This is a genomic window from Jeotgalicoccus huakuii, assembly GCF_036665975.1.
Classification (GTDB): domain Bacteria; phylum Bacillota; class Bacilli; order Staphylococcales; family Salinicoccaceae; genus Jeotgalicoccus; species Jeotgalicoccus marinus.
Genome location: NZ_JAVIYN010000010.1, coordinates 1 through 12,373 on the forward strand (window position 1 = coordinate 1; position 12,373 = coordinate 12,373).

Below are 12,373 nucleotides of genomic sequence, written 5' to 3' on the forward strand. Positions count from 1 at the left end.
AAGTCAAATACGCGCCAATGAACGGGTCACAATGGCGCGAAAAGTCAAATACGCGCCAATGAGTAGATCACAATGGCGCGAAAAGTCAAATACGCGCCAATGAGCGGATCACAATGGCGCGAAAAGTCAAATACGCGCCAATGAGCGGATCACAATGGCGCGAAAAGTCAAATACGTGCCAATGAGCGGATCACATAGGCGCGTACATATCATAGAATCAATATATATTTACTTATCTTTCAAGTGTGTCATTCCGTTAACAAACTCGATACGACCTTCTTTTAAGAGACCGCCTAAAGCGCGTTTGAACTGACCTTTAGATAGGTTGAAGACACGCTTGATGTCTTCGGGTGAACTTTTATCGTTAAATTCCATCATGTCATCATGCATCTGCATGTATTCGACGATACGTTCTCCGTCTGTACCGAGACGTTTATAGGATTTTTCTAGGAATGAGCCATTGACTTCACCCTTGTCATTAATGCCAATCAATCTAAAGGAAACTTCTTGACCGAGGCGTGGTTCTTGCTCTCTTTCACTCTCGTGAACGAAGACCTTGTAGCCCTCATCTGAAATCAGGAAGGTTCCGACTTTAAGTAAGCGGTATGGACGACCTTTTAGCCACTTGTTACCGAGGGTCTCATAGTCCTCACGAGTCAATTTCTGGAACTTTTCACTTACTTCTGTTTCAGTAATTAGGCGGCCGTACAACTGATCATCTGCCTCAACACGAATCGTTGCGTAGACCATATCATCGACAGCTGGCCAAACTTCCTTCATCCGTGGAAGATCAATCCAAGGAATGAGGATTTCACGTGGTGAGCCAATGTCTAAGTATGCCCCATCACGATTGACTTCGCTCACTCGTGCGTAGCCGAATTTGTCCGCTGTAATGCTCGGGATTTTAGGGGTTGCGAAGAGTTCACCTGAGCGGTTTGGATAGATAAAGACCGGCACCTCTTCGTCAATATCATAATCCAAGTCCCCTTCTATTTCTGAACGGTTCATACGGATATACTTTTCATCTTCAGTTACAAGATGATAGGTTGAGCTTTCTTTTTTGATTACTTTTAAAAATTGTACTGTACCTGATATTTTAGTCATTTTAAGTCCTCATTTGTTTCACAAATTGTTTTAATATTATTTGTTTTATTTTAGCAATGGCCTCATTGGTTTCAAAGGTTAACTATATTCCAATAATATCATATTTATGGTATCATCGCTTATGAATGTAAACTTTTAAAACGAATGTTTAATATAAAGGAGAATGCACATGCTGCAAGTAAGTGACGTGAGTCTGAGATTTGGAGATAGAAAACTTTTTGAAGATGTAAACATTAAATTCACACCAGGAAATTGTTACGGTTTAATCGGTGCAAATGGTGCAGGTAAATCTACATTTCTTAAGGTTTTAACTGGTGAAGTTGACTCAGATGGCCACGTGATTTTAGGACAAGACGAACGCATGGCGTTCTTAAGACAGGATCACTTTGGTTATGAAGACACAAGAGTCTTAGATGTTGTCATGATGGGCCATGAGAAATTATGGAATGTCATGAACGAAAAAAATGAAATCTACATGAAACCTGATTTCTCAGATGAGGACGGTATTAGAGCGGCTGAACTTGAAGGAGAATTTGGTGAGATGGGTGGTTGGACTGCAGAAAGTGATGCAGAGTCCCTACTCCACGGTCTTGGAATTCCCCACGACTTAGTAGATAAGAACATGTCTGAACTCGATAATACACAAAAGGTAAAAGTACTTTTAGCTCAAAGTCTATTCGGTAATCCTGATGTACTGTTACTCGATGAGCCGACCAACGGTTTAGACATTGAAGCGGTACAGTGGTTAGAAGAGTTCCTAATCGATTTTGAAAATACTGTAATCGTCGTATCCCACGACAGACACTTCCTAAATAATGTATGTACACATATTGCGGATTTAGACTTTGGTAAGATTAAAGTTTATGTTGGAAACTACGATTTCTGGTATCAATCTAGTCAGATGGCTCTACAAATGGCCCAAGACCAAAATAAGAAAAAAGAAGAAAAAATTAAAGAACTGAAAGACTTCGTTGCTAGGTTCTCAGCCAACGCTTCTAAATCTAAGCAGGCAACGAGTCGTAAGAAAATGCTTGATAAGATTGAACTTGAAGATATTCAACCTTCATCTCGTCGCTATCCATTTGTTAACTTTACTGCAGGTAGAGAAATCGGTAATGAGCTCTTACAAGTTACTGGACTATCCTACTCTATTGACGGAGAAAAAGTACTTGATAATCTATCGTTTACTTTAGCACCTTATAGTAAAGTCATTTTAACAGGTGGATCAGAATTACAAAGAACGACCCTACTCCGAATTTTAGCTGGTGAAATTGAAGCAGATGAAGGCGAAGTTCGCTGGGGTGTCACAACATCACAATCTTACTTCCCTAAAGATAATAGCGAATACTTTGAAGGTGTCGACTTAAGTCTTGTTGAATGGTTACGTCAGTATGCACCACCAGAAGAACAGACTGAAACATTCTTAAGAGGCTTCCTAGGTCGTATGCTCTTTTCTGGTGAAGAAGCGAAGAAAAAAGCGAGCGTATTATCAGGGGGAGAGAAGGTACGCGCCATGCTCAGTAAGATGATGTTATCTCAAGCGAACGTCATTCTACTTGATGAGCCAACAAACCACTTGGACCTAGAAAGTATTACTGCTGTCAACGATGGCTTGAAGAAATTTAAAGGTTCTATGATCTTTACATCACACGACTTAGAGTTCATCAATACAATTTCAAACACAGTCTTAGACATCTCTGACAACAAGGCAATCGTTAAGGAAATTGGTTATGAAGATTACCTTATAGAAAAAGGAATTATCAAGAAATAAGAACTTTCTGTTTACTTTGAATATTACCTTATGTATAATGACATCTAACGACAAAAAACTAAATATTATTAAGATGAGGCGCATCAATCATGAGTACTCATATACTTAACTTCTGCGAAAGTGTATATGATTAAAGGGTGAGATGCCGAAATGAATGGTAGAAACGCAGCTACCACTCGTTGGATTCGTAGGTTAAGAGCTAAGGATTTGTCATTATTTTCACGGATAATGGAGTGCATCACTTGTATATAAATTTTAAACAAGTCTGGTCACCCAGGCTTGTTTTTTTATTTACATTTTTGAATGTACTTAGAAAACTAGGAGGCATGTTATGAAATTAGCAGTAGTTGGTGCAACAGGTGTTGTAGGTACAAAAATGTTAGAAATGATTGAGCAATATGAAATTCCTTTTGATGACTTGGTCTTATTTTCATCCAAGCGTTCAAGTGGTAAGGAAGTTGAGTTTAAAGGACAAACTTACATTGTCGAAGAATTAACGGAAGATAAAACAAAAGATGGCTTTGATTACGTCGTCATGAGTGCAGGGGGGCGGGCGAGTGAAAAGTTCGCCCCACTCTTTGAAGACAATGGCGCAATCATTATCGATAACTCAAGTTTTTGGAGAATGAAGGATGATATCGACCTCATCGTTCCAGAAATCAATGAGCCTAGATTAAATAGAAAGATTATAGCGAATCCGAACTGTTCAACAATTCAATCTGTGATTGCCTTACAACCGCTCTACGATAACTTTGGTATCAAGCGTGTCCATTACGCAACTTACCAGTCGGTATCTGGTTCAGGTGCAGGTGGTATTAGGGATTTAGAAGAAGGTGCCAAAGGTGAAGCACCGACAACATATCCGAAACCCATTTATAATAATGTGATTCCTCAAATTGACGTCTTTTTAGAAGATGGTTATACAAAAGAAGAAGTCAAAATGATTGATGAAACGAAAAAGATTCTTGGAAATGATGATATTCAGGTCACTGCAACTTGTGTGAGAGTACCAGTAATTTCGAGTCATAGTGTTCAGATCAATGTCACACTAGATAAAAGAGCAACAGAAGAAGAAGTTAGGGAAGCTTTTAGAAACGTACCACACATTGTCTTGATGGATGATCCTAAAAATGGTGTCTACCCTACACCTTTTGAAGCATCTCATCAAAATGAGATTTACGTCGGTCGTATTAGAAAAGACCCTACACTCGAGAACACCTTCCACGTATGGTGTGTCGGAGACAACTTACTTAAAGGTGCCGCACAAAACACAGTTCAAATTCTTAAAACGCTAATCGATAATAAATAAGGAGCGGATATATATGACCCATATTTTTGAAGGTATTGGTGTCGCAATGACCACCCCATTTTCGAATAATCAAGTGGATTACGAAGCATATAAAAATCATATTGAATTTTTAATAGAGAACAACGCACAAAGCTTAATTATCAATGGCACAACTGGAGAATCCCCTACCCTTGCAGATGATGAAATCAAAGGACTGTTAAAAACAGCGATTGAAACAGTGAATGGTCGTGTTCCAGTGATTGCTGGGACCGGAACAAACTCTACAGAGCGCTCAATTGCCCTATCGAAATATGCTGAAGAAGCGGGTGCTGACGCAGTCATGTTAATTACGCCTTATTACAATAAGAGTAATCAACGCGGTTTAGTCGCACACTTCACAACGATTGCAGATGCCATTAACATTCCGATTGTCTTATATAATGTGCCGTCCAGAACGAACTTATCAATTGAACCTGAGACGGTACTAGAACTCAGCCAACACAGAAATATTGTCGCTTTAAAAGATGCTGTTGGTGACTTAAACTACACAATCAACGTCTTAAACTTAGTCGATGAAAACTTTGCCCTTTACAGTGGCAACGATGATAATTTCACAGACTTTACAGATCTTGGCGGTAAAGGTTTAATTTCAGTAGTCGGTAATGTGATTCCAAAAGAATTACAAGATGTCTACGAGCGTCAAACTAATAATGACCGTGAGACTGCAAGAGCACGTTTTAAAGATTTAATGCCGGTCATCAATGCAGTACAAATAGACGTCAACCCAATCCCAGTTAAAGCACTCACAGCAGAACTTGGTTTTGGTCAATATGAATTAAGACTTCCACTCCTACCATTAGATGAAGCAGTTAGACAGACTGTTGTTGAAGTTTATCAAAGTTATAAAGAAGGTGTCAGAGTATGAAGATACTCTTGATTGGTTACGGGACGATGAATCAAATTGTTAGTCGTCTCGCTAAGGAAAAGGGACATGAGATTATCGGTGTGATTTCATCATCGACAGATGCCTACCCAAATTTTACGACTATTGATGAAGCAGGTGCAGATGTTGCAATTGATTTTTCAAATCCTGAAAGATTGATTCCTTTGATTTCAGAAGATTTTAAAACACCACTCGTCGTTGCAACGACAGGATCTAAAGAAGAGATTGTTAGCTTACTGGAAAAGAGAGCTGAATCGTCTCCTGTGTTCTTTAGTGCCAATATGAGTTATGGTGTAAATGTCTTAAATAATTTACTTAAAAAAGCCTTAAGTGAATTGAAAGACTATGACCTAGAATTAATTGAGCGTCACCATAATAAAAAAGTTGACGCCCCGAGTGGTACTTTAGTTAAACTGTTAGATACAGCACTTGAAGAAAGACCAGGAAGCTATCCAGTTTACGATCGATCCAGTGCTACAACACCACGCAGTAAAGAAGAGATTGGTGTAAGTGCCATTCGAGGTGGGACGATTGTCGGTACCCATGACGCAATATTTGCAGGTCATGATGAGGTTATTGAACTGAGACACACCGCCCAGTCAAAAGATATCTTTGCAAACGGTGCAATAAAGGCAGCAGAGGCTTTGATTCATAAAGAAAATGGATTTTATAACTACAACAATTTATTTTAAGGAGAAATTTACACATGGAGAAATTTACAGCAGAAGAACTTATTAATTACATTTCAGAGGCAGAAAAAGAAACACCTTTAAAGATATATATCAATGGAGATTTTTCTGATGTCACTTTTGATGCGTCATTTAAAGTATTTGGTACGAATGAATCTAAAACGATTTTTGCCGACTCAAAAGATTGGCAAGCCTTTTACCCTTCAATTGAAGACAAGGTAACTGATATTGTCGTAGAACAAGATCGTCGTAACTCAGCCATTCCACTCATGGACCTTACTAATACAAATGCACGTATTGAACCCGGTGCTTTCATTCGTGAACATGCAGTTATCGAAGATGGTGCGGTAGTCATGATGGGTGCTTCTATTAATATTGGTGCCATCGTTGGTGAAGGTACTATGATTGATATGAACGCTGTTTTAGGTGGCCGTGCGACGACAGGTAAAAATGTTCACGTCGGTGCTGGAGCAGTACTTGCTGGGGTGATTGAACCGCCAAGTGCCTCACCTGTTGTTATTGAAGACGATGTATTAATCGGTGCGAACGCTGTAATTTTAGAAGGTGTTACAGTCGGACAAGGCTCAATTGTTGCAGCTGGTGCAATCGTGACTGAAGATGTACCTGCAGGTTCGGTTGTTGCAGGCACACCGGCAAAAGTCATCAAACAAGCAAGTGAAGTGACTGACTCTAAAAAAGAAATCGTTCAAGCACTGAGAAAGTTGAAATAAGATGACTAGTGCAACAAATGAAGAATTAGAATTCGTTATTAAACATAGAAGACATTTACATCAACACCCTGAGCTAAGTATGGAAGAATTCGAGACGACTGAATATATTATCAGTGTGCTTGAGGCACTTGATGTGCCCTACTACCGTGTGCTAGAAACGGGTGTGATTGTTGAATTAAAAGGAAATAGTGATAAGATTCTTGGCTTTAGAGCTGATATTGATGCCCTACCGATTCAAGAAGTGAATGACGTAGAGTATAAGAGTCAAGTAGATAATGTAATGCATGCGTGTGGCCATGATGGCCACACGACTGCCCTCTTACTCTTTATAAAGCGGATGAAAAAAGTGTTTGATCAAGGGGAATTAAAGCACAACTGTGTCTTTATCTTTCAACCGAGTGAAGAAAGTAACGCAGGTGCAAATCTTTTACTTAAGGCATGGGAGAATAGACCGGAATTTGATGCCATATTTGGCATTCATCTAATGCCAGATGAACTAGAAGGTACAGCGCACTATAGGGATGAGGAATTAACTGCGAGTGCGAATGAGTTCCACTTTACTGTTGATGGTACTAGTGCGCATGTGGCTCAAAAACATCAAGGGCGTTCTGCACTTGAGGCAATCATTAAAATTGCCAATGAAGTTTCAAATATTCAACAGTTCCACCTGGATGGTTTAAATAGAAATATTGTACACATGGGTGAACTACAAGCAGGAGAAGCAATTAATACAGTACCAGCTAAAGCTTCTCTTAGAGGAACAATACGTACTTATGAAGAAGCGGATTTAAGTCAGATTAAAACACAGATGGCTAAAATAAAAGAAGCTTCTGAGCTACTCTACGGTGTGAGAACAGATTTAGCATATAATAGTGGCTATCCTGCGGTAAGAAATAATGGAAGTCTTAAAGGTTTAGTAGAAAAATCCTTATCGTCAATCGGCATGGAAGTGAATGACATGGAAAAACCTTACTTATTCGGTGAAGATTTTTCATTCTACGGAGAAATCGCACCGGCGTATTTTGTTTTTATCGGTTCGAGAAATATCGATCAAGGTTTCGTTACAGGACTACACACCAATACTTTTAACTTTGATGAACGTGTCCTGATTGATGTAGCGAACTACTATGAAGCAATTTTAAATCACTATTAACGGTCAGGAGTGGCGAATATGGGCGGCGTATTTCAAGTCGATCAGGCTGAATTTATTGAACAAGCAAAACAATTTCAGCTAGAGGGTCAAACAATTGCGGTTGTAAAAAATAATGCATATAACTATGGTTTAGACTTCGCAGTGAAGGCCTTTGCCATAGCAGGCATAGATTATTTTGCAACGACTTCAATCGAAGATGCAATTTATATCAGAAAAATTTGTGGGCAGAAGGTTAATATCTTTCTCCTAAACCCGACAACTGATTTTAAGCGGGTCAAACAGCATCGACTTGAGATTACCCTACCTTCACTTGACTATTATATGTCCTATAAGCATGAATTAGCGGACATTGACTTACATATTGAATTCGAGGGACTATTTAAGCGCTCAGGGTTCGCTAAAATCAATGAGGTCGAAGCATTTTTAAAAGATGCAAAGTTTGAAGATTTTGACTTAAATATTAAAGGACTATGGACACATTTCGGTTATGCCGATGAATTTGATGGTGTATACGAAAAGGAAAGACAGCTATGGCTGGATTTTGTAGAAGGTGTTTTTGAACTGGGGGTTCACCCACCAGTGATTCATGCACAAAATAGCGCGTCATATAAGCGTGATGGCCTTTTTAATAATCATAGTCATGTTCGCCTCGGCATCGGCTTATATGGATCCAAACCCTTTAAATCATTAGATAGTAAAGACTTCATACAAAGTGTGTCTGTCACTGCCCCAATTGTCCAAATTAGGCAGTTAAAAGCGGGAGAATCACTTGGCTATAGTAAAGCATTTACGGCGACAGAAGATTGTAAGGTCGCTATTGTTGATATCGGCTATGGTGATGGTATTTTAAGAGAAAGAATTAAACATGGCTGTGAAATTGGTGATCGTTCATATGAGATTGTTGCCTTGATGATGAGTCACATGGCAGTTTTGGTTGATGATCACGTTAAGATGCACATGCCGGTTTACTTATATGGTAAAAGCCAAAGGATTGATTACTTTACAGCACTTGGAGTCGGTGCAAACTCAGAACAACTCGGTGCTTTTAATTACAACTCGATGAGGAGAGAAATTGTTTATGACGACTGAATACGAAAACGGACAATTAATGATGCGGGGCCATAAAATTGCAGACCTTGCAAAAGAATATGGCACACCATTAATAATCTATGATGAGGATAAAATGACTTCAATGATGAATCAATATCATCAAATCTTTAAAAGACATCAAGTCCCCTACTCAATTTCTTATGCCTCCAAAGCATTTTCAAGCATTCAAATGATTAAACTTCTAAATCGTCAACAAATGGAACTGGACGTTGTATCAGTTGGAGAACTCTATACCGCACTAGAGGCAGGTTTTCCAGTAGAAGATATTCACTTTCATGGTAATAATAAGACGCCATTTGAAATCGACTACGCGATTAAAGCGGGCGTACGATTTTTTATTATCGATGCGATAGATGAGATAGACTTGATTAATGCGCTTGCTAGTGATCTAGCTGAAACCGACCGAATCAATGTCTTGATTCGTATCAATCCAAGTGTTGAAGTCAATACACATGAGTATATTTCAACCGGCCAAGAAGACAGTAAATTTGGCCTGTCCTTATCTAACGGTGCAGCTAAAACGGCGATTGATTTGATTCAGCAAAGTGAGCATTTAACGTTTAAAGGTATACACTACCATTTAGGCTCGCAGCTGTCAGAGAGTAGACCGTTCATTAATACCATTACCAATGTCGTTACTTGGCTAGATGAAGAGGATATTAATATTGAAATCTTAAACATGGGTGGCGGTTACGGTGTGAAATATACACAAGATGATGTGCGTTTCCCTATAGAGTCCGGATTTGATGAGATATTAACACATTTAGAAGAAACTTTAGAAGCGTCTAATCGTCCAATGCCTCACTTAATGATAGAGCCAGGCCGTTCAATTACCGCAGAAGCTGGGCTTACAGTATATGAAGTGGGCACTATAAAAAATATCCACGGTATTAGTAAGTACGTATCCATCGATGGAGGTATGAGTGATCATATTCGTACGCCCCTTTACGGTGCAGAATACGAAGTCATCCCAGTAAAACTTAGCAATGATAACGCTCAAGTCTCAACACATGTCGTCGGTAAGTTATGTGAATCCGGTGATGTCATTGGTAAGCACAAGATGTTACCGCACGACTTAAAACGTGGGGATCTCCTGGCCGTTAGGTCAACAGGTGCCTACCATTACTCCATGGCTTCGAACTATAATCAAATGCAAAAACCAGCCGTTATTTTTGTTAGCGATTCAGGTGTTCGAGAAGTCATTAGACGTCAAAGTTTAGCACAATTAATAGAAAATGATGTGAGATGATATCATACCTCCAAATTGTTAAATTTGGAGGTGTTTTTCTTTGAACACTGCTTTTGTTGAACAAATACGATCTCGCCTTTCGAATTATCATGAGTTTACTACTCGTATACTCTGCGATTAGTATATTTCTGTGAGTTGTGGGTGGATTAAGTGGACTGGAGTTCAACGGTGAACTGGTGTTGACCTTCAGGAGTGTTAGGAGTTCAACGGTGAACTGGTGTTGATCTCCAGGAGTGCTAGGAGTTCAACGGTGAACTGGTGTTGACCTTCAGGAGTGCTAGGAGTTCAACGGTGAACTGGTGTTGACCTTCAGGAGTGTTAGGAGTTCAACGGTGAACTGGTGTTAACCTTCAGGAGTGCTAGGAGTTCAACGGTGAACTGGTGTTAACCTTCAGGAGTACTAGGAGTTCAACGAAGAACTGGTGTTAACCTCCAAGGTTACATTCAATCATTTAATATGATCTCTGTACCTCAATTTAACAGTGGGTTCTTTTAAAGCATCATCGAAATCAAAGTATTTAAACATATATGTACTTTGATTACCCATATTCTTTTGAATACAATGTTTCTTCAGCATTCGTTTAACAATACCGACTGAAATTTCATAATCAATAAACGCCATCAAATCGTTTCTGGTCATTTCTTCTTTGTAGAATAAAAATTTATAGTCACTCATTGCTCTCAGAAGGTGTGTTTCATTGCTTTCAACAGACCCACACTTGTTACAGACGAGATGGAATCTTTTTCTATTTAAGTTAAAGTGACCACATGAACCGAAGTAAAGACCGAGTTTCAGGCGGGTTTTATCAGTTGAAGGGTTAAAATATGGATTTTCTATTATAGATTGGCTGACCAAACGGGAAATATAGTTAGCCTTATTCCCTAAACGCTGACTTGAACGATTGAGTTGTCGGAAGTATTCACGCATGCCAGAGCGTAAAATAATCTTATTACAGTTTGAAGAATCATCGGTCCGTAGCACTAACGAGTCGTTAGGAAATACCAACTTCCCACTTATATTAAAATCACTCTGCCCTGAATTTCTTAGATCCATTAATTTTCCTAGTGACCGGTTGAGTTGACTAAAAGCATCGTTTGGCAATTGATAGTTATTATTGAACCAAGTGCCATTTTCAATTGTGTAATTCCCAGTAAAATTTTTAACTTCGTTACTAATAATGCCTTGGTCAGTGATGATAAGCGTGTCGTACTGGGTACAAGAATTACCAATCTGAAGATAAAGATCTCGGTATATGTACAAGTAATCATGACCCATACGGTCAAAAATCCTGTCATACAGGCACTCACCTTCATAACCCTTTATAGCATTTTTGTATTTAAAATCCTCACTTTTCGTTAATTTAACACGTCGATTCAAGGCTTCATAATGTAGTAATTCATGGGGTTTATTTCTACTATTTATAAAAATTGCTATCCCTCCTAAAAGTCCATCTACTCTATATATACAAAAAAAAAGCAGCTTTTCTTTTTTTCGGACAAGTTTATACAAATTTTATAAAATTGCTTAAGTTTTCACCTCTCTTAACCGATAAAAGTTAAATTTCCCCAAAAATATATTTCAATAAGTCTTACTTAAGTAAATAAGCACAAAAAAATAGGACCCCAATAACTGGGATCCTGTAGTTTACAAATTATTCTAATGAATCAATTTATAATTATAGTTTAGCAACGTTAGCAGCTTGTGGACCGCGGTCGCCTTCAACTACTTCAAATTCTACTTCTTGACCTTCTTCAAGTGATTTGTAACCTTCTTGGTTAATAGCTGAGAAGTGTACGAATACATCGTTTTCGCCTTCAACTTCGATGAAGCCGAAACCTTTTTCTGCGTTAAACCATTTTACTGTACCTTGTTTCATTAATAAAATCCTCCAAAAGACGTTAATTATCAATAAGCATAACTTACTGATAATTCATATTATACAAGAAGGATTGTTATATTGCAATCTCATTTTCAGGACTTTTCTTTAATTGTCTTCATAGTTGAAAAATTCATTATTTTTAGTCATCAATGGCGTATAGTAAATTTGCATATCTTCTTCGCAGTCTTCGCAATACTCTATATCACAAGCATTGAAAAAAGCAATAATATTATATTTTCCTGTTATATGGCTATTATACTTTTGTTTCATCTCGTCGATGATTGTATTGTATGCGTGCAAGAGATTATTTAAGTCAGTCGCCTGATACCGTTTGATGATATCTTCTTGCCAACCATCAAATAGCCACCAACCTTCATAATCAGCCTTTATGATTACAACTTCATACATGTTTAAAACTCCATTTCACTAGCCTATCGTTGAAATCATTATAAACG

Annotated in this window: 12 protein-coding genes and 1 riboswitch; of the genes, 8 read left to right on the plus strand and 4 right to left on the minus strand. The window is 38.4% G+C overall.

Going from position 1 to position 12,373, the window contains the following annotated elements; all coding sequences use genetic code 11:
• Window positions 1-228: 228 nt before the first annotated feature.
• Complete coding sequence (locus tag V6E76_RS06410) at window positions 229-1,104, minus strand: S1-like domain-containing RNA-binding protein (RefSeq protein ID WP_247351546.1); 876 nt, start codon at window positions 1,102-1,104, stop codon at window positions 229-231.
• A 169-nt stretch (window positions 1,105-1,273) separates the two neighbouring features.
• Between V6E76_RS06410 and V6E76_RS06415 the strand changes: the two genes are divergently transcribed.
• The 8 genes from V6E76_RS06415 (at window position 1,274) to lysA (ending at window position 10,038) form a co-directional block, all read left to right on the plus strand.
• Window positions 1,274-2,875: an ATP-binding cassette domain-containing protein gene (locus V6E76_RS06415; protein WP_247351548.1), complete on the plus strand. Its 1,602-nt coding sequence runs from the start codon at window positions 1,274-1,276 to the stop codon at window positions 2,873-2,875.
• A 65-nt stretch (window positions 2,876-2,940) separates the two neighbouring features.
• Window positions 2,941-3,122: riboswitch (Lysine riboswitch) on the plus strand.
• A gap of 84 nt (window positions 3,123-3,206) precedes the next feature.
• Window positions 3,207-4,184: an aspartate-semialdehyde dehydrogenase gene (locus V6E76_RS06420; RefSeq protein ID WP_247351550.1), complete on the plus strand. Its 978-nt coding sequence runs from the start codon at window positions 3,207-3,209 to the stop codon at window positions 4,182-4,184.
• Window positions 4,185-4,197: 13 nt separating this feature from the next.
• Window positions 4,198-5,088: a 4-hydroxy-tetrahydrodipicolinate synthase gene (gene dapA, locus V6E76_RS06425; RefSeq protein ID WP_247351552.1), complete on the plus strand. Its 891-nt coding sequence runs from the start codon at window positions 4,198-4,200 to the stop codon at window positions 5,086-5,088.
• Entirely contained in the window at window positions 5,085-5,798 is a 714-nt protein-coding gene (dapB, locus tag V6E76_RS06430) for a 4-hydroxy-tetrahydrodipicolinate reductase (protein WP_247351554.1), read from the plus strand. The genes dapA and dapB overlap by 4 nt, the downstream gene beginning before the upstream one ends.
• A gap of 14 nt (window positions 5,799-5,812) precedes the next feature.
• Window positions 5,813-6,526: a 2,3,4,5-tetrahydropyridine-2,6-dicarboxylate N-acetyltransferase gene (gene dapD, locus V6E76_RS06435; RefSeq protein ID WP_026866275.1), complete on the plus strand. Its 714-nt coding sequence runs from the start codon at window positions 5,813-5,815 to the stop codon at window positions 6,524-6,526.
• 1 nt (window position 6,527) lies between these two features.
• The gene (locus V6E76_RS06440) at window positions 6,528-7,679 is read left to right on the plus strand and encodes a M20 metallopeptidase family protein (RefSeq protein WP_247351556.1); all 1,152 of its coding nucleotides are present in this window, start codon (window positions 6,528-6,530) and stop codon (window positions 7,677-7,679) included.
• 18 nt (window positions 7,680-7,697) lie between these two features.
• Entirely contained in the window at window positions 7,698-8,768 is a 1,071-nt protein-coding gene (locus V6E76_RS06445) for an alanine racemase (RefSeq protein WP_247351559.1), read from the plus strand.
• Window positions 8,758-10,038 (plus strand): diaminopimelate decarboxylase, encoded by a 1,281-nt coding sequence (gene lysA / locus V6E76_RS06450; RefSeq protein ID WP_247351561.1) that lies wholly within the window; start codon window positions 8,758-8,760, stop codon window positions 10,036-10,038. The genes V6E76_RS06445 and lysA overlap by 11 nt, the downstream gene beginning before the upstream one ends.
• A gap of 448 nt (window positions 10,039-10,486) precedes the next feature.
• On the opposite strand, the gene V6E76_RS06455 is transcribed toward lysA, so the two are convergent.
• The 3 genes from V6E76_RS06455 to V6E76_RS06465 all read right to left on the minus strand — a co-directional run bounded on the left by V6E76_RS06455 (window position 10,487) and on the right by V6E76_RS06465 (window position 12,326).
• Window positions 10,487-11,416 (minus strand): nuclease-related domain-containing protein, encoded by a 930-nt coding sequence (locus V6E76_RS06455; protein WP_247351564.1) that lies wholly within the window; start codon window positions 11,414-11,416, stop codon window positions 10,487-10,489.
• Between the two features lie 298 nt (window positions 11,417-11,714).
• The gene (gene cspA / locus V6E76_RS06460) at window positions 11,715-11,915 is read right to left on the minus strand and encodes a cold shock protein CspA (RefSeq protein WP_026866280.1); all 201 of its coding nucleotides are present in this window, start codon (window positions 11,913-11,915) and stop codon (window positions 11,715-11,717) included.
• Window positions 11,916-12,023: 108 nt separating this feature from the next.
• Window positions 12,024-12,326: a DUF1033 family protein gene (locus V6E76_RS06465; RefSeq protein WP_198687632.1), complete on the minus strand. Its 303-nt coding sequence runs from the start codon at window positions 12,324-12,326 to the stop codon at window positions 12,024-12,026.
• Window positions 12,327-12,373: the final 47 nt, after the last annotated feature.

Bases quoted from the DNA above. Each gene is read 5' to 3' on its own strand.
- V6E76_RS06410 (WP_247351546.1), bottom strand. From the start codon at position 1,104: ATGACTAAAATATCAGGTACAGTACAATTTTTAAAAGTAATCAAAAAA.
- V6E76_RS06415 (WP_247351548.1), top strand. From the start codon at position 1,274: ATGCTGCAAGTAAGTGACGTGAGTCTGAGATTTGGAGATAGAAAACTT.
- V6E76_RS06420 (WP_247351550.1), top strand. From the start codon at position 3,207: ATGAAATTAGCAGTAGTTGGTGCAACAGGTGTTGTAGGTACAAAAATG.
- dapA (WP_247351552.1), top strand. From the start codon at position 4,198: ATGACCCATATTTTTGAAGGTATTGGTGTCGCAATGACCACCCCATTT.
- dapB (WP_247351554.1), top strand. From the start codon at position 5,085: ATGAAGATACTCTTGATTGGTTACGGGACGATGAATCAAATTGTTAGT.
- dapD (WP_026866275.1), top strand. From the start codon at position 5,813: ATGGAGAAATTTACAGCAGAAGAACTTATTAATTACATTTCAGAGGCA.
- V6E76_RS06440 (WP_247351556.1), top strand. From the start codon at position 6,528: ATGACTAGTGCAACAAATGAAGAATTAGAATTCGTTATTAAACATAGA.
- V6E76_RS06445 (WP_247351559.1), top strand. From the start codon at position 7,698: ATGGGCGGCGTATTTCAAGTCGATCAGGCTGAATTTATTGAACAAGCA.
- lysA (WP_247351561.1), top strand. From the start codon at position 8,758: ATGACGACTGAATACGAAAACGGACAATTAATGATGCGGGGCCATAAA.
- cspA (WP_026866280.1), bottom strand. From the start codon at position 11,915: ATGAAACAAGGTACAGTAAAATGGTTTAACGCAGAAAAAGGTTTCGGC.
- V6E76_RS06465 (WP_198687632.1), bottom strand. From the start codon at position 12,326: ATGTATGAAGTTGTAATCATAAAGGCTGATTATGAAGGTTGGTGGCTA.